At 38.7% G+C, this 21984-nt stretch carries 16 protein-coding genes and 2 tRNA genes; 10 read left to right on the forward strand and 8 right to left on the reverse strand.

Annotated elements, in window-relative coordinates; translation table 11 throughout:
* The first annotated feature begins 49 nt into the window (after positions 1 to 49).
* The 4 genes from cyoB to gpsA all read left to right on the forward strand — a co-directional run bounded on the left by cyoB (position 50) and on the right by gpsA (position 4889).
* Positions 50 to 2068, forward strand: coding sequence for a cytochrome o ubiquinol oxidase subunit I (gene cyoB / locus J7R13_RS02065; RefSeq protein ID WP_208437239.1), 2019 nt, complete (start codon positions 50 to 52; stop codon positions 2066 to 2068).
* Entirely contained in the window at positions 2065 to 2730 is a 666-nt protein-coding gene (locus J7R13_RS02070) for a cytochrome (ubi)quinol oxidase subunit III (RefSeq protein WP_208437240.1), read from the forward strand. Before cyoB ends, J7R13_RS02070 begins: the two co-directional genes overlap by 4 nt.
* A complete protein-coding gene (gene cyoD, locus J7R13_RS02075) occupies positions 2730 to 3446 on the forward strand; it encodes a cytochrome o ubiquinol oxidase subunit IV (protein WP_208437241.1) in 717 nt (238 codons plus the stop codon). Before J7R13_RS02070 ends, cyoD begins: the two co-directional genes overlap by 1 nt.
* Before the next feature lie 420 nt (positions 3447 to 3866).
* Positions 3867 to 4889: an NAD(P)H-dependent glycerol-3-phosphate dehydrogenase gene (gpsA, locus tag J7R13_RS02080; RefSeq protein WP_208437242.1), complete on the forward strand. Its 1023-nt coding sequence runs from the start codon at positions 3867 to 3869 to the stop codon at positions 4887 to 4889.
* A 289-nt stretch (positions 4890 to 5178) separates the two neighbouring features.
* Here the strand turns inward: gpsA and fabI are convergent, their stop codons facing one another.
* From fabI to fabA, 3 genes are read right to left on the reverse strand one after another with little or no spacing between them, the layout of a single operon-like run.
* The gene (fabI, locus tag J7R13_RS02085; RefSeq protein ID WP_208437243.1) at positions 5179 to 5997 is read right to left on the reverse strand and encodes an enoyl-ACP reductase FabI; all 819 of its coding nucleotides are present in this window, start codon (positions 5995 to 5997) and stop codon (positions 5179 to 5181) included.
* A 51-nt stretch (positions 5998 to 6048) separates the two neighbouring features.
* Entirely contained in the window at positions 6049 to 7269 is a 1221-nt protein-coding gene (gene fabB, locus J7R13_RS02090) for a beta-ketoacyl-ACP synthase I (protein WP_208432424.1), read from the reverse strand.
* A gap of 56 nt (positions 7270 to 7325) precedes the next feature.
* Positions 7326 to 7835: a 3-hydroxyacyl-[acyl-carrier-protein] dehydratase FabA gene (fabA, locus tag J7R13_RS02095; protein ID WP_004858364.1), complete on the reverse strand. Its 510-nt coding sequence runs from the start codon at positions 7833 to 7835 to the stop codon at positions 7326 to 7328.
* Positions 7836 to 8066: 231 nt separating this feature from the next.
* On the opposite strand from fabA, the gene irrA reads away from it, so the two are divergent.
* Positions 8067 to 8561, forward strand: a complete 495-nt coding sequence (gene irrA, locus J7R13_RS02100) for an iron response transcriptional regulator IrrA (protein ID WP_004858366.1) — start codon at positions 8067 to 8069, stop codon at positions 8559 to 8561.
* 58 nt (positions 8562 to 8619) lie between these two features.
* Here the strand turns inward: irrA and J7R13_RS02105 are convergent, their stop codons facing one another.
* The 4 genes from J7R13_RS02105 to J7R13_RS02120 all read right to left on the reverse strand — a co-directional run bounded on the left by J7R13_RS02105 (position 8620) and on the right by J7R13_RS02120 (position 12795).
* A complete protein-coding gene (locus tag J7R13_RS02105; RefSeq protein WP_208437244.1) occupies positions 8620 to 9204 on the reverse strand; it encodes an SH3 domain-containing protein in 585 nt (194 codons plus the stop codon).
* 845 nt (positions 9205 to 10049) lie between these two features.
* Positions 10050 to 10283 (reverse strand): 30S ribosomal protein S21, encoded by a 234-nt coding sequence (rpsU, locus tag J7R13_RS02110; RefSeq protein WP_208437245.1) that lies wholly within the window; start codon positions 10281 to 10283, stop codon positions 10050 to 10052.
* Between the two features lie 219 nt (positions 10284 to 10502).
* On the reverse strand, positions 10503 to 12176 hold the full coding sequence (locus J7R13_RS02115) for a formate--tetrahydrofolate ligase (protein WP_208437246.1): 1674 nt from the start codon (positions 12174 to 12176) through the stop codon (positions 10503 to 10505).
* A gap of 542 nt (positions 12177 to 12718) precedes the next feature.
* Positions 12719 to 12795 (reverse strand) — tRNA-Arg (locus tag J7R13_RS02120).
* A 381-nt stretch (positions 12796 to 13176) separates the two neighbouring features.
* On the opposite strand from J7R13_RS02120, the gene J7R13_RS02125 reads away from it, so the two are divergent.
* The 3 genes from J7R13_RS02125 (at position 13177) to pgi (ending at position 19305) form a co-directional block, all read left to right on the forward strand.
* On the forward strand, positions 13177 to 14301 hold the full coding sequence (locus J7R13_RS02125) for an efflux RND transporter periplasmic adaptor subunit (protein WP_208437247.1): 1125 nt from the start codon (positions 13177 to 13179) through the stop codon (positions 14299 to 14301).
* Positions 14302 to 14316: 15 nt separating this feature from the next.
* Positions 14317 to 17451: an efflux RND transporter permease subunit gene (locus tag J7R13_RS02130; protein WP_208437248.1), complete on the forward strand. Its 3135-nt coding sequence runs from the start codon at positions 14317 to 14319 to the stop codon at positions 17449 to 17451.
* Between the two features lie 189 nt (positions 17452 to 17640).
* A complete protein-coding gene (gene pgi / locus J7R13_RS02135) occupies positions 17641 to 19305 on the forward strand; it encodes a glucose-6-phosphate isomerase (protein WP_208437249.1) in 1665 nt (554 codons plus the stop codon).
* A 336-nt stretch (positions 19306 to 19641) separates the two neighbouring features.
* Here the strand turns inward: pgi and J7R13_RS02140 are convergent.
* Positions 19642 to 19731, reverse strand: a tRNA-Ser gene (locus J7R13_RS02140).
* A 290-nt stretch (positions 19732 to 20021) separates the two neighbouring features.
* Between J7R13_RS02140 and rplU the strand changes: the two genes are divergently transcribed.
* Both rplU and rpmA read left to right on the forward strand, forming a co-directional pair.
* Positions 20022 to 20513 carry a 50S ribosomal protein L21 gene (rplU, locus tag J7R13_RS02145; RefSeq protein ID WP_208437250.1) on the forward strand — a complete coding sequence of 164 codons (492 nt, stop codon included), beginning with the start codon at positions 20022 to 20024 and terminating at the stop codon, positions 20511 to 20513.
* Between the two features lie 11 nt (positions 20514 to 20524).
* Complete coding sequence (gene rpmA / locus J7R13_RS02150; RefSeq protein WP_208437251.1) at positions 20525 to 20794, forward strand: 50S ribosomal protein L27; 270 nt, start codon at positions 20525 to 20527, stop codon at positions 20792 to 20794.
* Positions 20795 to 21984: the final 1190 nt, after the last annotated feature.

Genomic DNA, 21984 nt, shown 5'->3' on the forward strand with positions numbered 1-21984 from the left:
TTTAAAATAAGGTTCTTTAGAGTGAAATTTATTTGATACGGGTTAAGAAATGTTTGGAAGACTTACAGATCCTACTGCTGGTGCTTTTCATGCACTAGCACATGAACCGATTGTTTTATACACATGTATTGCGATTGTTGTGGGTGGTTTAATTGCTGTTATTGCTTTGACAGCACTTGGCTGGTGGGGCGTTCTGTGGCGAAATTGGATTACAACAGTTGACCATAAACGCATTGGCATTATGTATATCGTGCTTGGCATTATCATGCTTGTTCGCGGTTTTGCCGATGCAATTATGATGCGAACGCACCAGGCTTTAGCACTTGGGAGTGAATCGGCAGGTTATTTGCCCCCCGAGCATTTTGATCAGATTTTTTCAGCGCATGGTACTATTATGATTTTCTTCATGGCTACGCCGATTTTATTTGGTCTGTTCAACTATCTTATACCACTTCAGATTGGTGCGCGTGATGTTGCTTTTCCCTTTGCGAATAATCTGGGGTTTTGGATTACAGCTGCAGGGGCGATATTGATTAACATATCACTAGGTGTTGGGAATTTTGGTCGTGGTGGTTGGTTGATGTATCCACCTTTTACAGAGTTGCAAAATAGTCCAGATACAGGGGTAGACTATTATTTATGGTCACTTCAGCTTTCTGGTATTGCGACGACAATGGGGTCAATCAATTTTGTCGCAACCATGATTAAAATGCGTGCTCCTGGGATGACGATGATGAAAATGCCCGTCTTTTGTTGGAGCGCTTTTGTTAGCAATGTTCTTATTTTAGTTATTTATCCTGTTTTGGCTGTAGCATTTGCACTCTTGGCATGTGATCGTTATTTAGGTATGAATTTTTTTACCAATGTTGGTGGCGGAAATCCAATGGTATGGGTTAACTATGTTTGGATTTTTGGTCATCCTGAAGTTTATGTTTTGGTTGTTCCTGCTTTTGGAATTGTTTCTGAAGTTGTCTCAACTTTTTCTTCAAAGCGCCTCTTTGGTTATACTTCAATGGTATGGGCAATGTTGGTTATTTTAATTCTTTCTCTTCTTGTTTGGGGACACCATTTCTTTACAATGGGTGGAGGTGAAGCTGTAAATACCTTCTTTGGTATTGCTACGATGATTATCTCGGTTCCAACAGGTGTAAAAGTTTTTAATTGGTTGCTGACTATGTATAAAGGTCGGATACGCTTTGAGCCTCCAATGCTTTGGTGCATGGGGATGATTTTTACGTTCGTTGGTGGTGGATTAACAGGCGTTTTGTTATCTATTGTGCCTGCTGATTGGCAGTTTCATAACTCGCTCTTTTTGATAGCGCATTTCCACCATACAATTATTGGAGGTGTCGTTTTTGCTTATTTAGCCGGGCTTGCTTTTTGGTTTCCAAAAGTTTTTGGTTATAAACCGAATCGGATGCTAGGCATTGCATCTTTCTGGTGTTGGTTTATTGGTTTCTATCTTGCTTTTTTCCCAGTTTATGCGCTTGGGCTAATGGGTGCAACGCGCCGTCTTCAACATTATATGGAGCCTAGTTGGCAGCCAATGTTTATGATTGCTGCATTGGGGGCTTTTATTATCTTGCTGGGCATCCTTTGTTTTGTGCTGCAAGTTGTTTTGGCGATTTGGTATGGTATCAAACATAAGGGACGCTTACCGATAACGTTAAATGATTCTTGGGGTGATGCACGGACTCTTGAATGGTCTACCTCTTCACCTCCTCCTTCTTACAATTTTGCGATAATTCCGAGAGTAGAAACTGATGATGCTTATTGGAATATGAAGAAGAATGGTTATCAGCGTCCGACAAGTGGATTTTCAAAAATTCATATGCCGTCAAATACATCGGCTGGAATTATTGCAGGGTTCTTTTCGTTAGTTGTTGGTTTTGCGCTTGTTTGGCATATTTGGTGGCTCGTTGCGATTGGAATAATCGGCTTTATTGCAACGATTGTGTGTCATTCGTTAACAGGTGATCATCATGGTTATTATATTCCAGCTGAAGAAGTACAAAAAACTGAAGATGCTTTTACGGCTGTTCTTAAAGAACAAGGAGCAACAGTATGAGTGCGATAACAATGGATAATGCTCACATTGATGAGCATCATCATGATAGTAGTTCGGTGATGATATTTGGTTTTTGGGTCTATATTCTTTCGGATTTGATCCTGTTCTCGACGCTTTTTTCAAGTTTTGCTGTTTTTTCTGCTTCTTATGGAGGGGGCAAAGCTGGCAGTGAGTTTATTGATTTAAAATTTGTTTTGGTTGAAACTGCCATTTTATTGCTATCATCAATTACTTATGGTTTTGTAATGGTACAAGCGCATAAAGGTAACCTTAGTGGTGTGCGTTTATGGATGGCTGTCACCTTTGTACTTGGATGCTGCTTTATTGGAATGGAAATTTATGAATTTCATGAACTTTTAAGTGAGGTGTTCTATTACGATCCTAATGCTTATGCTGGTATTGATCCTACAACGGGTTTACAGCTTTTTGGACGAGAAGTATTATCTGCTTATTGGTCAGCATTTTTTGCTTTGGTTGGCACCCATGGTCTTCACGTAAGTACTGGTCTTCTCTGGATGGTGGTAATGTTTTTTCATCTTCGTCGCCATGGTTTGGATCAGGATAATAAAACACGTTTAGCGTGCCTTTCAATTTTCTGGCATTTACTTGATATTGTGTGGGTTGGTGTTTTCACCATGGTTTATTTGTTAGGAGCACTGTAATGAGCATGCATAACGAAGCACATGGTCCCAGTACTGGTTCCTATTTAGTTGGTTTTATTTTAGCTGTATTTTTCACTTTAGGCTCTTTTATTCCTGTGATGTATGGAATGATGGAAAGCTGGGCAATTAGCACGAAGGTTGCATATCTTATTGGGATGGCGATTATTCAAATTATTGTGCAGATTGTTTTCTTTTTACACTTGAATTCCGGTCCAGATGCTAAATGGAATTTAAGCGCTTTGTGGTTTGCAGTCATTTGCGTTTTTATTATTATTGGAGGTACGTGGTGGGCTATTTCCCATTTGAATTATAATATGATGGGTGGTTCAGGACGTATTATTGAGTCGGGAATATTAGAAGGAGATAGTTCTGTATCGGCAGAGAAATTATCAGACATACAAAAGCCAGAGGGGCATTTATTAGGTGTCCAAGTGTCCTCAGGGCAAGCGCCGAATATGCAACCCTCTGTAGAGCAGGCGCCAGGTGTAGAAATGCCCGTAGGGCAATCGCCAAATATGCAATCCCCTGTAGAGCAGGCGCCGGGTGTAGAAATGCCTCTAGGGAAATCGCCAAATATGCAATCCCCTGTAGAGCAGGCGCCAGGTGTAGAAATACCCATAGGGCAATCGCCAAATATGCAACCCCCTGTAGAGCATGCACCAGGTGTAGAAATGCCCATGGAACGAGTGCCAAATGGGCAAGCTCCTGTAAAGTAGTTGCTAAGAATAAAAACAATCTATGAAGCCAATGCCAAGTGCATTGGCTCTTTTTGTATGTGTGAGTTACAAAAAAGTTTGTAGGATGTAAGGTGGGTGGATAGACAGGGCTATAGAAACATCATCACGGTTTTGAATGTGTTTTTGATTATAAAGTCCATGGAGAGTTCAGTGAATCCTTAATTTTGATTTGAGATGAGCAGTCATTTATAGAATGTACAAAATGACATTGATACAATTCAGTTCAGAGAGCACGAGAATCTTGAAAAGGTTTTATGTTGTGTTAGAATAAAACTATACGAGAGTAGTGTTTTCAAAGTGAGTGAATTTGTATTAAAAATATCTCACTTGAAAATATTTACTAGAATAACTTGTAATTAGTAGTGGAAACTAAAATTTGGAGAATAATCAGAAAACTTAATGAATGCGTTTTCGATGACAGTTATTGGTGCTGGTTCTTTTGGCACTGCATTAGCAGTTGCGCTTGCTCGTAACGGTTATCGTGTTTTATTATGGGGACGTGACCTTCAACATATCAGGAAATTACAGGAATATCGCTGTAATCAGGCATTTTTACCTGGTGTTCGATTTCCTGACAATTTATCGCTTGAAGTTTCACTTGAGGCTGCAATAACCGCAAGTCGCGATGTATTAATCGCTGTTCCGAGTCATGTGTTTCATAAGGTATTATACAAAATCAAGCCTTATTTAAATCAACATTCACGTATTATTTGGGCAACAAAAGGCCTAGAACATGGTACAGGACGGCTCTTACAAGAAGTTGCTCGTGAGATTTTGGGTGATAAAATCCCTTTAGCTATCTTTTCTGGACCAACTTTTGCTAAAGAATTGGCTATGGGTTTGCCTACGGCAATTACGGTTGCAGCTTCTGATGTTAAATTTAGTGAAGAACTACAGAAGCTTTTCCATTGTAGCAAAAATTTTAGAGTTTATAAAAATCCAGATATGATAGGCGTTCAATTAGGTGGAGCTGTCAAAAATGTCATTGCTATTGGTGCAGGAATATCAGATGGTCTGGGATTTGGAGCAAATGCTCGGGTAGCTCTCATTACGCGGGGGTTAGCTGAAATCAGTCGGCTAGGTATTGCTATGGGCGCTGAGCTCTCCACATTTATGGGTATGACAGGCTTAGGCGATTTGGTTTTGACATGTACTGATAACCAGTCACGTAATCGGCGTTTTGGAATGCTGCTTGGTCAAGGAATGGATACAAAAGAAGCGGAAAAACAGGTTGGTCAAGTTGTTGAAGGTTATTTAAATACTAAAGAAGTGCATACGTTAGCACAACGTATCGGGGTAGAAATGCCAATTACAGAGCAAATTTATCAAGTCCTATTTCGTGATAAAAGCGTAGTTGAAGCGGCCAATACATTACTGAGCCGGTCACTTAAAGATGAAATACATGATACAGTATGCTTTTAAATTATTCAAACACATGAGAAATACGGTTATAATTAACGAAACTTTGAGAAAGATTACGTTGACTATTAGGTAAGATGATAATGCTTTAGCAAATTATAAAGTTATATAAGTTAGTTTTTTCTGGGACATAATTTGGACGTAAGAAATTTACTCATTGTTTGAGCTGTATCTTTGAAAATGAGCTATTTTTTTCAATTATAAATATTACACCCTAGAGAAAATAGCCAATACACTTCTAAAATGATTGGCACATAATCATTTTTGCACTTTTTAAAAGGACTGTGGCTAGTTATTCTCCACGAGTTTCTTCACTTTGTTTTAACTCTTCAAGTGTTGGCATAGACATAATGTTATAACCTGAGTCAACATAATGAATTTCTCCAGTAACACCTGATGATAAATCAGAGAGTAGATAAAGAGCAGATTTTCCTATCTCATTAATGTTTACGGTGCGGCGCAATGGTGCATTACGGCGTTGATACGAAAAAATTGCACGCGCAGCTGCAATACCATTGCCAGCCAAAGTTCTAACAGGTCCCGCTGAAATTGCATTAACGCGAATATTTTGTGGACCAAAATCTGCGGCTAAATAACGCACCATAGCTTCTAAAGCAGCTTTAGCCACACCCATGATATTGTAATTAGGGACAACTTGCTGTGAAGCTCCATAGGTGAGTGTTAGAAGTGTACCTCCGTTGGGCATAAGCTTACCGGCACGCTGGGCGATCTCAGTAAAAGAATAAGCTGAAATAACCATTGTGCGCTTGAAGTTTTCGCGTGTTGTAACATCAACGTAACGTCCCTTTAATTGAGCTTTATCTGAAAAGCCAATAGCGTGTACAACAAAATCAATTGTCTTCCATTCTTTTTCAAGTTGTTCAAAGACGCGATCGACATTTTCAATTTTTTCAACATCGCACTCAAGTAATAATTTACAACCAAGCTTTTCTGCTAGTGGTTGGACCCGTTTTCCGAAAGCATCTCCTTGATAAGTAAAAGCTAATTCAGCTCCTGCTTCTGCTAGTTGGCACGCAATACCCCATGCGATTGAATGGTCATTTGCAACCCCCATAATAAGGCCACGTTTGCCCTCCATCAAACCTTTCATATTATTCTCCGTAAAAGATCGTGCTTTTTTCAACCAGCTAAGAATTCCTGTTTATGTATAGCGTTGGAAAACGAGCGTTGCATTGGTACCGCCAAAACCGAATGTATTTGACAATACAGTATTAAGTTGTTGATGATCACGACGTTCACGAACAATGGGCATATCAGCAAAAATTGGATCAAGCTCTTCAATATGAGCGCTTTCGCAAATAAAATTATGATTCATCATTAACAGTGTATAGATTGCTTCTTGAACACCTGCCGCTCCCAAAGAATGACCAGTTAAGGATTTTGTGGCAGAAATTGGAGGGCATTGATCACCTGCTCCAAAGATACGGCGGATTGCTTCTATTTCTGGAGGATCACCAACAGGTGTTGCGGTTGCATGGGGATTGATATAATCAATCTTATTATTTACGGTTGCAAGCGCCATACGCATACACCGTTCTGCTCCCTCGCCAGATGGAGCGACCATATCATGTCCATCAGATGTAGCGCCATACCCAACAATTTCTCCATAGATTTTCGCACCACGTGCTTTAGCAAGTTCTAGCTCTTCAAGAACCAAAACACCAGCCCCACCAGCAATAACAAATCCATCACGATTGATATCATAGGCACGTGAAGCTTTTTGAGGTACATCATTATATTTGCTGGACATAGCACCCATAGCATCGAACAACACAGATAGTGTCCAATCTAAATCTTCGCAACCACCGGCAAAGATACGGTCCTGCCTGCCGTATTGTATCAATTCATAAGCATTTCCAATACAATGATTAGAAGTGGCACAAGCCGAAGAGATTGAATAATTCACTCCTTTAATTTTAAAAAAAGTTGCAAGTGTTGCAGATGCTGTAGAACTCATCGCTTTAGGTACGACAAAAGGACCAACGCGCTTTGGACCTTTTTGGCGTGTAATATCAGCAGCTTCAACAATTGATTGAGTTGAAGCCCCTCCAGAGCCCATAATGATACCTGTACGTTCATTTGATACTTCATGAAGTTCTAAACCTGCATCAGCAATTGCTTGATCCATGGCAATGTGATTCCAAGCAGTTCCACGTCCATGAAAACGTAAAGCACGTCGATCAACTAATTCTTCTACATTAACATTAGGTTTGCCATAAACTCTGCTACGAAAGCCCAACTCGGCATACTGGGGCGCATAAGAAATCCCAGATTTCGCTTCATACAAGCTAGTTAAAACAGCTTGAGGGTTATTTCCGATTGCAGAGACAATTCCCATTCCAGTTACAACAACTCGACGCATTCATACCTCCTTGTTTCACACAGAATAACAAAATGTCCCTGCTAATGGAAATAATTTCAGTCTTCTTTAAACAAAGCAACACGTAAATCACTCGCTTTATAGATGGATTCCCCATCTGCTTTTACCCATCCATCGGCTATTCCCAAGACCAAATTCCCACGCCGAATACGTTTAAAATCTATTCCATATTCAAGAAGTTTGGTTTGCGGAGTTACCATACCTGATAATTTTACTTCACCTGTTGATATAGCTCTTCCTTTGCCTAGTTCACCTAACCAACCGAGAAAAAAACCTGTTAATTGCCACATACCATCTAAACCGAGACATCCTGGCATGACCGGATCACCTATAAAGTGACAGTCAAAGAACCATAAGTCTGGAGTAATATCAAATTCGGCACGGACCATTCCTTTATTGTATTCACCACCGGTTTCACTAATTTGGGTGATTCGATGAATCATTAACATTGGTGGTGCAGGTAATTGTGCATTACCCCTACCAAACATTTCGCCGCGCGCGCAGCTTAGAAGCTCTTCATAAGTGTAGCGAGACTTTTGTTCAGTCATTGTTACTCCATTTATTTGCGTATATTTTTAACTTCTGCGCTTCTCCACAATCTACTTTTAGAGCAAATTTTAAGGAGAGGGAAATGATTTTATATCATTTTTAATGACAAATACCCTTTTTTATGTATCCTGCACGGTAGGTTATTTAAAAATGGAATAAAAATTACACCATACTGTCCCCATTTTTATGTTTTAACCTTATTTGAACAGAAATAAGTTGTGGTCTTTAACATGTCAGTGAGCGTAGAGAATTTAGGTTTGGATGAAGAAGAACAGTCAACGAAGGATTGTGAAGAGGTTGTGCATTATTATTCCATCCCTATGTTAGAAAAACGTTTGCGTCAAAATGGATTGCGGCCAACACGTCAGCGGTTAGAGCTTGCTCATATGATTTTTTCTCAAGGCAACCGTCATATCGCTGCTGAAGAGCTCTATGAAGAGGCAATAGCGTTAGGTGTGCCTGTGTCTTTAGCAACTGTTTATAATACACTTCATCAATTTACGGAAGCAGGGTTATTACGGATTATTGCCGTAGAAGGTTCGAAAACTTGGTTTGATACCAATACATCTAATCATTATCATTTTTATATAGAAGGTGAGAATCGTATTCTTGATATTTCGTGCGATTTGGAAGAAGCTCCTATTATTGGAAATTTGCCTAAACCACCAGAAGGTATGGAAATTTCGCATGTTGATTTGATAGTTCGGTTAAAACCAAAAACTTAATTATAGGATTCGAGGAATTCAATAAGGAATGAAAATTAAACTTTATTGATTTGAAAATTTACCAACCTTTTATTTTTTCATCAGGATAGATTCCCCATAACTGTGGTTGAGGAAGCCATCCGCGCGTATTGTTAATACTTAATTCGCACCAGTATCCATCGCATTGGCGGATGTTACCAATGACATTAGGCTCTACTTCTGCCACAAGTTCTGCGTTGTCTGCAGGACTTTTGCGTAGCATCAGCCTTTTTGTTTTATCTTTTTGCCATGGAATAGCTATAGCGGTTCGTTTTCCTGATAAAAGCGATTGATATACCCATCCCTCATCGCCTTCGGCATCACGAATTTTGCGCCATTGATCATATTCTTGTATAATTTCAATAGGCAAGCCCTGTTTTTTGTAGGTGAAAATGATAGAATAATTGCTGCCTGGTCCGATGCGCACATTAACACGGGTAGGTTTAATCGAAGCAAACCGTGGAAGTGGTAAACCGCTTGGTCCTAAATTTTGCCCTGAGCTTTGCTCTGAATTTTGATTGAGTGTTTGTGCGTGCAAAAAACGAGGTGAGCTGAATACAAAGGTTCCTGCTATTAGGATACGTAATGCAAGCACTGAGAATCGAAACCAACTAAAATATTGCACACTTAAACCTTTTATCTATTCGTTTCTATATATTGGTAATCTAAGATCTGGAAGATAGGATTGAGAACTGATCAAAATTATGGCATACTGCTAGTTAAAGAGATCTAAACAATGAAGAATTTGTTACAAGAATAACAGAATAAGTAAAACAAAAGTTTGGACTTCTAATGCTTACATTGTTTATGAGAGTATACCGTTCATCAACATCCAGTTTTCTTTTGCATCAACCAAGTACAGAAGTATAAAATTGAACAGAAGATTCAGAGCAAAACTCGTCCAGAGCCTATGCAATGAATCACATAAGTGGTTAGAAAGTGGAGTGTAGTTGACAGAAACCGATCTTTAATCAGATTGGTGATGGTTAAGGATTTTCGTTTTTTAAGGTGGGGAGGAAGTCAAGATATGCAAAAAGTTACAAAATTTTATCATCTGATTAAATTACATGAAGAAGGAGAAGTCATGGTTTGATATAATATTCTTTCCACACACAATTACATATTGTGACAGTGATTTGTATTTGCGATCTGTCGTGATTCAGGGGATTTGAAAGATGCGGAATGTTTTATACCAGATAAGAAAACCATCACGGAGTTGTATACAAAAAAATTACAGAAAAAGACAAAAAACACTCCATACGCATACTCATTTCTTGAAATAGCTAAAAGCAAAACGAAATAAGATTCACAATGCAACTATAAGTGAGAATAAATCATCGCTCTCATAGATACAAAAAATAAAGAAATTATACCGACATTATCATAGAAAAGCAAAAAATCAGTGTACTATATCTACACACCTGCCGACGGAAATCTTACAATACAATTACACAGAAGTTCAATCGTACACTATTTTAATGCAGCGGTCCGACCGTTACTAACAAGGCCTTCTCTTTGCGCACGCTTACGAGCAAGCTTCCGTGTACGGCGAACAGCTTCAGCTTTCTCACGAGCACGCTTTTCCGATGGCTTTTCATAATAACCACGCATTTTCATTTCACGAAAGATACCTTCACGCTGCATCTTTTTTTTCAACGCGCGTAGCGCCTGATCAACATTATTATCACGAACGAGTACTTGCACTATTTATCCTGCTTTGTTTCAGTGTCATAAATAATAGGAAAAAACCCAGTCCCTTTTAAATAAATATCTAAAAGGACACACATCATACGTATACTATACGTATAATACATACACCCATACCACATAAAGAAGGGGTTTGTCTATATCGCTTTTTAAAATTCTAAGCTTTTTATTATAGGGTGCTTTTCATAATGAATGATTGATTTTACAAATATAAGCTTATGAAAGCCCTTGTATCTGATCATTTTCGTCAAGATGAATTTTTTCAGCGATAGGGTAATGCGGTAAGCCGGGCATGGTCATGACATCTCCGCAAATAACAACAATAAAACCCGCACCTGCAGAGAGACGAACTTCTCGCACAGGAATTTCAAAATCAACAGGAGCGCCGTATTTTGTTGGATCAGAGGAAAAAGAATAAGGTGTTTTTGCCATACAAATAGGGAACGCACCATAGCCCTCTTTTTCCCAACATTCAAGTTGCTTGAGAATAGGGGTTGCGATTATAGCTCCGCGCCCACCATAGAGATTTGTTATGATACAATTAATTTTCTGAACGAGCGGCAGGTTATCTTGATACAGAACTTTGAAATGGGCACTTTTTTCTTCAATTAAGCTAACGAGCTCTTGTGCGAGTTCTATGGCGCCTTTTCCACCTTGTTTCCAATGTTTGCAGAGAACAGCTTCGCAGCCAGTTGTCGAAACTATTTTTTGCAATGTACTTATTTCAGCATCGCTATCGGTATCAAAATGATTGATAGCAACAATACAAGGGATACCGTAGTGTTCCATATTTTTTATATGCCGTAAAAGGTTGTCTGCTCCCTTTTGTAAAGCTGTGATATTTTCTACCGTCAAATCATTTTTAGCCACTCCACCATTCATTTTTAGTGCGCGAATTGTTGCGACAATCACTGTAGCATTCGGTAGAATATCTGCTTGTCGACATTTAATGTTGAAAAATTTTTCTGCTCCAAGGTCGGCTCCGAATCCTGCTTCTGTAACAACATAATCCGCAAGTTTTAAAGCGGTTTTTGTTGCTATAACTGAATTACAGCCATGAGCAATGTTAGCAAAAGGTCCTCCGTGGACAAGAACAGGGTTGTTTTCAATTGTTTGTACAAGATTAGGTTGCAGAGCATCTTTGAGAAGAACTGTCATTGCACCTTCCGCATTGAGATCAGCAACTGTCACAGGTGTTTTATCGTAACGATAGGCGACAATAATTTTTTTGAGTCTTTGCGTAAGATTTTCTAAATTTTCAGCAAGACAAAAAATAGCCATAATTTCTGATGCGACAGTAATGTCAAAACCTGTTTGACGTGGAAAACCGTTGGTTACTCCACCCAATGAAACAACAATATCACGCAATGCACGGTCGTTCATATCAACGACTCGCTTCCAAACAACGCGGCGTGGATCAATATTCAGAGTATTTCCCCAGTAGATATGATTATCGATCATTGCAGCAAGAAGATTATGAGCAGCTGTAATGGCGTGAAAATCACCGGTAAAATGCAAATTAAGATCATCCATTGGTACAACTTGGGCATAACCACCTCCAGCAGCACCACCTTTTATACCAAAGCAAGGACCTAAGGACGGTTCTCTCAAGGTAGCTATTGTTTTTTTTCCAATGAGATTGAGAGCGTCATTGAGTCCAACCGTTGTTGTTGTTTTTCCTTCTCCAGCAGGTGTTGGATTGATAGCCGTGACGAGGATAAGTTTACCATTCGGATTTTTATTGAGCGATTTTATGTATGCAGAAGAAATTTTAGCTTTGTCATGTCCATAAGGAATGAGATTTTCATGTGTGATACCAATTTTTTGCGCAATTTCAGTGATGTGTTGCTTGTGAGCCGTGCGAGCAATTTCAATATCTGTTTTAGGCATGGGAAAGTTCTTTAAATTTAGTTTTGTTGATGTTGAGGGCGTGTACTATAATCGAATGAGAGAGCCTATAGCACATAGAAAGAAGATAAAACACTATAAAGGTTGATGACATGCTGTGCAAGCAGGAATGCTCTCGTAAAACAAGAAGTATTTATAATTTTCATGGGAGTGTTCTGTTGCGCTTTTTGATTTTCCAAATAGCTCATTCTGTTCATGTTTTCTATATCTTACTAAGAAAGAATGTTAAAACTCTAAAAATTTTGTAGCAAAGTTTTTTGTTAAAATTGTAACGATTCTTCGAACGAAGACAGAATATCTTGTTTTGTATTTTAAGAGATGAAAGAGATCTTAAAAGACTACTATTTTTGAAGAGTGAACACACCTTAGATATCTGATACATCTAAACGGAAAGAAGTTCTGATTCCCAATCAGGAAAAGCAGGTACGGTGCAATCTGGCAACACTATAATGGAAAGTAACCCAATAAGAGAGGCGCTATTTACAATCCCAAAAATTACTGAAGAAAAACGAAAGCTCACATAATGGCGCACCCGAAGAGATTCGAACTCCTGACCCCCAGATTCGTAGTCTGGTGCTCTATCCAGCTGAGCTACGGGTGCATACATTTCCAATTTTTTATCTTATTAAGACAAGGGGTTCCTAATCGTTTCATTGAGGAATTGCAAGTGAAACTTGATGGAAATAAAAATTTTATCTCTTTGTTGAGGATATATTTAAAAAAGCTACCGTATATTTTCTGTTTCATTTGGATTTTGACATGGTCATTTCTTTGTTCTGTGAACGGTATAGTTCAAGATGAACGATAGTTAACTTGACGTTGTTATTTACGAAAGATAGTCAAGCAAGAGATGAGATATGTTTTTGCGGTGGAGGGGTAAGATACACTACCTGCAGTTCAGTTTTTGTGTGAAACTTGGATATCACTGTTGGGAGCTTTTTCAGATAAATTTATATACTCATGATACAGCAAGGATAGATGTATGAAATTTTTAAAAAAGATCTTTCCATTGGTGTTTTTCGTTGTCGTTTTGATGGTGACCTATTGGGCAGGGAAACAGAGTTCAGAACAACGCATTGCTATAGTGGATAAAACAACAAATGCATCGCATAAAACTTCGAAGGTTTCGATAGGAAGCCCCCCAACGAATGTTGTTGTTGATCTTGTTAAAGTTCAGGATTTCTACGAACAGTTGAATGTTCTTGGGAGCGGGCGAGCGTCTGTTGCGGTGGAGTTAGCTCCTTGGTCATCAGGTGTTATTGATAAGATTTTTGTATCAGCTGGCATGAAAGTACAAGTGGGTGATGTGATTGCAAAGCTTGATTCTAAAAAGGAAGAAATAGCGGCTGCAAAAGCAAAAATACAACGTGATAATAGTGCTTTAACGCTTTCACGTATTCTTAAATTACGTGCCAGTCATACAGCGACAGAGGTTCAGGAAATTACTGCACGCTTAGAGCTGGATAATGCAAATTTGGTTTTGCGTAATGCTGAGTTAGATCTTGAACGGCGCACAATTCGTGCACCGATTAGTGGTGTTATTGGTATTTTACCCATTAATGAGGGCAATGCTGTTACTCCTAATATTATAATAGGCCGTATTGAGAATAGAGAACGCATTTTTGTCGATATATGGGTTCCTGAACGATATGTATCGCGAATACATAAAGGAGATGAAGTGACTGCAACATTAACGGCACAGCCGGATAAAGCTTTTGTTGGTCATATTTATGCGATTGATAATGTTGTTAATACAGAAAGCCGCACACTTCATATTCAAGTTGAAATCAATAATGAAAAAAATACGCTCATGACAGGTATGTCTTTTTCTGTTGCGTTAGAATTCTATAGTGGTTCTTTTCCTGTCGTTAATCCTCTTGCGGTTCAATGGAATAGTAGAGGATCATTTGTTTGGCGTGAAAGAGAGGGAAAGGTAGAGCCCGTCCCAGTATCGATTATTCAGCATAAAGCAGATCAAGTATTTGTGAAAGCACCTCTAAAAAGTGGTGAACGAGTTGTCATACAGGGAGTACAGATGCTCCATCCAGGAAGTAGGGTTACTTTTGATGATCCAAAACCCAATCAACAGCAACTATCAGCCGTTTAGGGGTAAGGATGTACAATGAGTCAAGAATTTAGCGCAAAACAGCCTATGGTGCAGATGGAGCAGGGCGGTATAATTGCATTATTTATTCGCAGGCCGGTTTTTACCTTTGTTTTGAATGCTATGATTATGATTGCGGGATTTGCTGCATGGTTGAATGTTGATGTACGCGAATTACCAGATGTTGATACTCCAGTGACAACGATTATGACGATTTTTGCTGGTGCATCGGCAGAGACAATTGATCGTGAAATTACAAGAGTTATAGAAGATACAGTTTCTCGTGTTTCAGGTGTTAAGACAATTTCTTCAACTTCCTCTTTTGGACGTTCCCGTGTGGAGGTTAGTTTTAATGTTGGTGTTGATTTGAATGTTGCAGCATCTGATATTCGTGATGCTCTGTCTCGTGTTGCCTATTCTTTACCTAAAAACGCGGATTCACCTCTGATCATTAAAGCAGATTCAAATGCTGCTGCAATGATGTATTTGGTTGTGACTTCACCAACGATGAGCATTGATGATTTAACAACGGTTGTAGACGACCAGATTGTTGATGCGCTTTCTGCTGTTGATGGTGTTGGTGATGTGCAAGTTGATAGTGCGCGCACGAAGATTTTTCAGGTTGATATAGATCAAGCAAAACTTGCCAGTTATGGGTTAACAGTAGCAGATATTTCACGTGTTCTTGCTGATATGACAACGGATGTACCTGTTGGGTCGTTACGTAATTCTAAGCAAGCTTTAATTGTACGCGCTACAGCACGTTTAACAACACCAGAAGCTTTTGAACAAGTTGTCTTAAAACCTCATGTGCATCTTGGTGATGTTGCGCATATTACTTTGTCACCGGATGTAGAAACGGTCATTCTTCGTATCAACGGAAAGACAGGCATTGGGTTGGGAATTGTGCGCAAAGCACAATCCAATACCCTTAATATTTCCGAAGGTGTTAGAGCGGTTGTCGATAATCTTAAGAGTGTTATTCCTTCTTCTGTGCATATAAGTGTTATTAGTGATGATGCACTTTTTATTAAAAGCGCGCTTCATGAGGTTGAGGTTGCATTGGTCATTGCTATCCTTAGCGTTATCTTGGTTATTTTTCTTTTTCTAAGAGATATTCGTGTAACGCTTATTCCCACTTTATCTCTTCCTGTAGCTTTGATTGGTACAATTGCTGCCATTTATCTTGCAGGATTTTCGTTGAATATTCTCACATTTTTAGGATTGGTTTTGGCAACAGGGCTTGTTGTGGATGATGCTATTGTTGTTCTGGAAAATATTGTTCGATGGCGCAATATGGGATTAGGCCCTAGAGCAGCAGCGGTGCTAGGAACGCGTGAAGTATTTTTTGCTGTTTTAGCAACAACATTGACGCTTGTTGCCGTTTTTGTGCCTATTTCTTTTCTTCCTGGACAAGTTGGTGCACTTTTTAGAGAATTTGGTTTTGTATTGGCAATTTCTATTCTGCTTTCTTCGGTTGTTGCTTTAACTCTTTGTCCTATGTTGGCTTCACGCTTTCTTAAAGAACATGTTGAAGGCAATAAAGGAGAGACGCATCATTCTATTTTTCTGTACAAATTAGGCGCTTTCTTGAGCAAGGGATATGCTTATAGTTTGCATAAATGTTTGGGAAAACCTTGGACCGTCGTCATTGTATCACTTATTTTTGCGGGTCTTTGTGTTGGAGGCTATATGAAATTACAACAGGAATTAACGCCAGCAGAAGACAGAGCACTTATTTTTTTAGTCATTAATGGACCACAGGGTATTTCAACACAATATCTGAATGAGCAGGTAGAGCAAATTGAAGCGAGTTTAAAACCGTTACGTGATTCTGGTGAAATTGCTAACAGTTATTCTATTGCGGGTATTGGCGGTTCGCCCAATACCGCTTTTTTGGTTTTGTTGCTTTCGTCTTGGGATAAGCGTGTGCGTAGTCAGCAAGAAATCGTGAAAGATGTTAATACAAAGGTTAGACAATTTCCTGCAGTTTTTGTGTTTGCTGCACAGGGAAACTCTTTAGGTGTGAGAGGAACTGGACAGGGGTTACAATTTGCAATTCTTGGAAATGATTATACGAAATTACAACCCATTGCTGATAAACTGGTTCGTGCTTTACAAGTTGATTCGCATTTCATTCGCCCTCGTCTTACTGTTGATGCAACGCAACCGCAATTTTTTATTGAAATTAATCGAGAAAAAGCCTCTGATTTAGGGATTGATATCACCAATTTGGGCAATACATTACAAGCAATGTTGGATGGTAAAAAGATCGGTTCTATTTATGTAGATGATCATTCTTACGATGTTAAATTGACATCGCGTAGGAATCCTATGAAGAGTCCTAGTGATTTGGAAAATATTTTTTTAAAAACTAAAGGAAATCAATATGTTCCTTTGTCGGTTATTGCAAATTTACATGAAAAAGCTATTGCTCCCCAATTAAAACGGGAGAAGCACATGAGTGCTGTTATTTTAAGCGCAAATCTTGCTCCAGGTGTCGTTTTAGGGGAGGCTTATCAAATTGTACAGAAAATTGCTTCTCCTTTGTTATCGAAAGGAAACTACGTGGTTCCCTTGGGGGAAGCTGCGACACTTGATGAAACATCTTCCAATTTTATGATTGTTTTTGGAATTGCCTTTGTGATTATTTTATTGGTTTTAGCTGCACAGTTTGAAAGTTTTGTTTCAGGATTTATTATCATGGCTACTGTACCATTAGGGATTGGTTGTGCTGTGATTGCGATGCTTTTAAGCGGTGTCAGTCTTAATATTTACAGCCAAATTGGTTTAATTTTGTTGATTGGAGTTATGGCCAAAAATGGTATCCTCATTGTTGAGTTTGCAGATCAGTTACGTGATCAAGGTAAAGGCGTGCGTGAAGCTGTAGAAGAAGCGGCAAATATTCGTCTTCGTCCAGTTTGTATGACGATGATTTGCGCCATTTTAGGGGGTATACCCTTGGTTTTAGCAAAAGGTGCTGGTGCAGAAGCACGTATAGCTTTAGGTTGGGTTATTGTTGGTGGTTTGGGGTTGGCAACTATTTTTACGCTTTATGTTACACCGGTTGTTTATCTTTTTCTCGGACGTTTTGTAAGAGCAAAAGCAGAAGAAGCTACACGCTTAACAAGAGAACTCAGCCAAGTTGAATGATTTATGGGGAAGTTTTAAATTTTTTTATTTGCGTTTAAAAAATGTCGTTTTCGGATTTTATCTTTCCATTTTTGTACCCCTTCATTTTGTATATGAGCAGTAAAAATGACTGGTAATAAAGGAGACACTCTCTGTTTTATTATTGTTTATGCATAGATTTTATTGGCAATAACCGTGCGGGATCAGTTCATGGAAGATATCTTTTCAATTCGAAACGAAAAAGCTTTTGGGGAAGCTTTGAAAGCGTTAAGAAGACACGCCACAAAGGATGGGGTGAGTGATATCCGTAGGCATTTCTTAGAAGATCAGCAACGGTTTTCTCATTTTTCTTTAAGACTTGATGATCTCCTTTTCGATTTTTCGAAGTGTGGTGTAACATTTAAAACGTTGCAACTCCTAGATGATTTGGCTGTCGCAGCAGATGTATTAGGCAGGCGTGAGGCAATGTTTTCCGGTCAGGCCATTAATACAACTGAAAAGCGCTCGGTTCTTCATATTGCGCTACGTTTACCTGCTGACGAAGTTTTCATGTTGGACGGACATGATCTTGTCCAAGATATTCAGGATGTTCTTAAAGATATGGAAAGATTTTCTGAAAGGGTACGTGATGGCAGCTATAAGGGAAACAGTGGCGAAAGAATAAATGATATTGTAAACATTGGTATTGGTGGCTCCGATCTTGGACCTGCAATGGTCACACGTGCTTTAAAACCATATCATGATGGTCCGCGTTGTCATTTCGTTTCTAATGCTGACAGTACGCATATTTCTGATACTCTCTCGGTTTTGAATCCAGCAACGACTTTATTTGTCATTGCCTCTAAAACTTTTACAACGGCCGAAACAATGGCAAATGCTCAAATTGCACGTCAATGGATTCACTCACATTTGGGGGAAAAGGCTGTTTGCACGCATTTTGTTGCTGTTTCGAGTGCACTTGATAAAGTGGTGGAGTTTGGCATAGATTCTTCAAGAGTTTTTAGATTTTGGGATTGGGTTGGAGGGCGTTATTCAATTTGGTCAGCCATTGGCCTTGTTGTTATGTTAGCAATAGGGGGGCAGAATTTTCGCCAATTTCTGAAAGGCGCCTTGCAGATGGATCAACATTTTAAAGCGACGCCTTTGCATAAAAATATCCCTATTCGATTTGCTCTTTTAGGGTTCTGGCATCGTGTTATATGTGGTTATTCATCACGTGCTATCATTCCCTATGCACAGCGTTTAGCGTGTTTTCCGGCTTATTTACAACAACTTGATATGGAATCAAACGGTAAGCAGGTTTCTTTGGATGGCAAACCATTAACTTTTTCGAGTGGTCCGGTTGTTTGGGGTGATTCAGGGACAAATGGTCAACATGCTTTTTTTCAGCTTTTGCACCAAGGAACAGATGTTATTCCTGTAGAATTTATTTTATTTGTAAAAGAACATGAGCAAAATTTACATCCTATGTATGATATGTTGGTAGCGAACTGCTTAGCGCAATCAAAGGCTCTCATGAAAGGGCGTAGTATTGAAGATACTCGGCGTATCCTAGTAAAAAATGGAATTGATAAATGTGAAACAGACAATTTAGCTCTTCACAGAAGTTTTGAGGGAAATCGCCCTAGTATTACGTTAGTTCAAGATTTGTTGACACCTTTTGCACTTGGTCGCCTCATTGCACTTTATGAGCATCGTATTTTTGTCGAAGGCGCTTTGATGAACATTAATTCATTTGATCAATGGGGTGTTGAACTTGGTAAAGAATTGGCAAATGAATTGTTACCAATACTCCGTGGAGAAAACAAGGCTGATAAACGCGATAGTTCAACATTAGGATTATTGGCACATATTCAGGCGAGACGTGCAAAATAAGTGTAATTGAGCAGTTTTTTACACAGTGGAAAAGAAATTTATGAGATAGGAATGTATGATAATCGATTATTTTTATGCATATTTTTATCATTAATCTGCTATTTCTAATATTGGATTGTAACAGCAGAAAATCAAAAAAAAAGACAAAAAATCACAAAAATAAAAATTTGAAGCACATAATAGAGAAGGGTTTTAAAAACCTTTTAGGATCCTTTGAAATCCTCTTTAAAATTTTTTTAAAAATGAATTAGAGCAAAATCTGGTGACAAATTATATAAAATCTGTCAACAAGCTGCACTGCACTAAAGACATTTTAAAGAGAACTAGCGAACACTTTGGCGGAGAGAGAGGGATTTGAACCCCCGATAGAGTTACCCCTATGCCGCATTTCGAGTGCGGTGCTTTCAACCACTCAGCCATCTCTCCATATAAAAGCGCGACAAAACTTTACATTATTTAAGTATATGGCGGGTAGATAACCTCCAATTGCTTTTAGTACAACCACTTTTTTGCTTTTTTGTGGGACTTTATTGACAGAGAACAGAAATTCCGTCATATATGCGGGATGCAAGCGGGGAGAAATCCGTGCATGTTTGCGTTTAGGAAGGTATTTTTATCCTTCTTGAGATCCATTACGACTGATAAAAAGCAGCCTATTTTCCTTTATTGACAAGGTGGAAATCAAATAAGAGCTGGAGTGAACGAAAGGATAAAAAATGTTCGCAGTCATTAAAACCGGTGGTAAGCAATATCGTGTTGTTGCTGACCAGATGATGAAAGTTGAGAGAATTATTGGAGATGCCGGTGATGTTGTTGAATTCAATGACATATTAATGGTTGGGCAAGAAGGTAATGCGGTTATTGGTACGCCTGTTGTCGCTGATGCGTTGGTTACAGCTGAGATTGTAGAGCAAACACGTGGTCGTAAGGTTATCGCGTTTAAGAAGCGCCGTCGTCAAAATTCGAAGCGCACGCGTGGTCATCGCCAAGAACTGACAACCCTTCGCATCTTAGAAATTTTAATGGGTGGTGCAAAGCCTAAAAAAGCAGCGACAAAATCAATTAAAGAGGAAGCTACTGCATTAGAAGAGGCGACAAAGGAAACAAAAGCACCTGCTTCTGTTAAGAAAGCGGCTAAAAAAACTGCTGAAAAAAAGGCTGCGCCACAGAAGAAAGCAACTGTAGCATCAAAGAGTAAAGAAAATTAAAGGAGAACTCCATGGCACATAAAAAAGCTGGTGGTTCCTCGCGTAATGGTCGCGATTCAGAATCGAAACGTCTTGGCGTTAAAAAATTTGGTGGTGAAACCGTTATCGCTGGAAATATTATTGTTCGCCAGCGTGGTACGCGCTGGCACCCTGGTGATAATGTTGGCATTGGAAAAGACCATACCCTTTTTGCATTGTCAAATGGTACGGTTTCTTTTCAAAGAAAAGTGAATAACCGTTCCTATGTCTCAGTTGTTCCTATGGTAGAGGCAACAGAATAAGCTGTATGTTCTTTTCATAAGCCGGTGTTTCGTTGGATTTCGGTTCTGAGATTATGAATTTTAGAAAGGAAAGATAGAGCGCTATCTTTCTTTTTTTACGTTGATGTCATAATAAAATGTAACAATATACAAAAAACTGAAAAGGCAAATTTGAGGCAATTATTTTCCTCAAATAACCAAAAGATTAGTGCTCTGTTTGGTATACACTGAGAATATTGACGTGATGATAGAATTTATCGATAAATTTGTATGTGATAGTCATGAGAAAAGTTTTTTCTTTATGCACGAAAAAGCGTTAAATAATTTATTTTCGGGGAATTTGAGAGAAATTTGATGGAAGCATTTGCGCGATCGTTTTGGTAAAGATAAGCCAATTTGTTGGTGTCAATGGTTTTCATAATGTTTTTTAAACGGTTATGCATATTGATTAGGCTCTCTGTTTAGAAGAAAATAAGTATGTAAGAGAGATTATAAAAACATTGACCAAAGCTGTTTTGCAAATGATATGCGTTTAGGGAGCAATAAATCTAGAGTAAAATGACATTGCAAAGGATTTGGTTTGAGGCAATCGAAATGTCGGATGTGCAATCAGTAATATCAAGAGTATTTTTGAGTTATCTATTATGGAGCATTGTGAACATAAACTCTATCAGTATTTAAAGGAAAAACATTTTTCATTTTGTAACTTTATTGATTTTATTTACCAGAGTATCTAGAAATTAAGGGTATGTGTGGCGTTTGGTTTGATTTTAGCTGTTTAGCATATGGTTTTTAGGTAGAGACACTTGGGTATGCAGCCAAAGAATATTTTGTGATTGCTATATTTACTTGAGAAAGAGAAAACCTACAATATCGTTAAGGTTATACCTTTAAGGTTTGATGTTATGAGACATTTAGCTACGTGGAGTTTTAAGAAGGTAGGCTACATGTAGAAATTTGTAATCCTGTAATAGATCAGAAAGAGGAAAAGGTGGGTTGCTCAGTTTAGGGGGATCAGTTAAAATGTCAGCTGAAGCTAGGGGTAATTGGGGAGGTGCTTTCTTGTATGAGGAATAATGACAGGTTATATCAGATAACTTGAAATGATGGGAGCATTTTAAAAATAGCTTTTCAGTTAATTGGGTATGTAAAAAACAGAGTATTTTTCTTTGTGCAGTAAAGAGTGGGAATCAGATTGGCCTATAATGGTT

This window comes from Bartonella taylorii 8TBB, from assembly GCF_902825155.1.
Taxonomy (GTDB): domain Bacteria; phylum Pseudomonadota; class Alphaproteobacteria; order Rhizobiales; family Rhizobiaceae; genus Bartonella; species Bartonella taylorii_A.

What these genes read in the sequence shown, in the direction of transcription:
- cyoD (WP_208437241.1), top strand. Translation starts at nt 2,730, where the DNA reads ATGAGCATGCATAACGAAGCACATGGTCCCAGTACTGGTTCCTATTTA.
- rplU (WP_208437250.1), top strand. Translation starts at nt 20,022, where the DNA reads ATGTTCGCAGTCATTAAAACCGGTGGTAAGCAATATCGTGTTGTTGCT.
- fabB (WP_208432424.1), bottom strand. Translation starts at nt 7,269, where the DNA reads ATGCGTCGAGTTGTTGTAACTGGAATGGGAATTGTCTCTGCAATCGGA.
- fabA (WP_004858364.1), bottom strand. Translation starts at nt 7,835, where the DNA reads ATGACTGAACAAAAGTCTCGCTACACTTATGAAGAGCTTCTAAGCTGC.
- gpsA (WP_208437242.1), top strand. Translation starts at nt 3,867, where the DNA reads ATGAATGCGTTTTCGATGACAGTTATTGGTGCTGGTTCTTTTGGCACT.
- J7R13_RS02115 (WP_208437246.1), bottom strand. Translation starts at nt 12,176, where the DNA reads ATGCCTAAAACAGATATTGAAATTGCTCGCACGGCTCACAAGCAACAC.
- J7R13_RS02070 (WP_208437240.1), top strand. Translation starts at nt 2,065, where the DNA reads ATGAGTGCGATAACAATGGATAATGCTCACATTGATGAGCATCATCAT.
- J7R13_RS02130 (WP_208437248.1), top strand. Translation starts at nt 14,317, where the DNA reads ATGAGTCAAGAATTTAGCGCAAAACAGCCTATGGTGCAGATGGAGCAG.
- J7R13_RS02125 (WP_208437247.1), top strand. Translation starts at nt 13,177, where the DNA reads ATGAAATTTTTAAAAAAGATCTTTCCATTGGTGTTTTTCGTTGTCGTT.
- fabI (WP_208437243.1), bottom strand. Translation starts at nt 5,997, where the DNA reads ATGAAAGGTTTGATGGAGGGCAAACGTGGCCTTATTATGGGGGTTGCA.
- irrA (WP_004858366.1), top strand. Translation starts at nt 8,067, where the DNA reads ATGTCAGTGAGCGTAGAGAATTTAGGTTTGGATGAAGAAGAACAGTCA.
- rpmA (WP_208437251.1), top strand. Translation starts at nt 20,525, where the DNA reads ATGGCACATAAAAAAGCTGGTGGTTCCTCGCGTAATGGTCGCGATTCA.
- pgi (WP_208437249.1), top strand. Translation starts at nt 17,641, where the DNA reads ATGGAAGATATCTTTTCAATTCGAAACGAAAAAGCTTTTGGGGAAGCT.
- cyoB (WP_208437239.1), top strand. Translation starts at nt 50, where the DNA reads ATGTTTGGAAGACTTACAGATCCTACTGCTGGTGCTTTTCATGCACTA.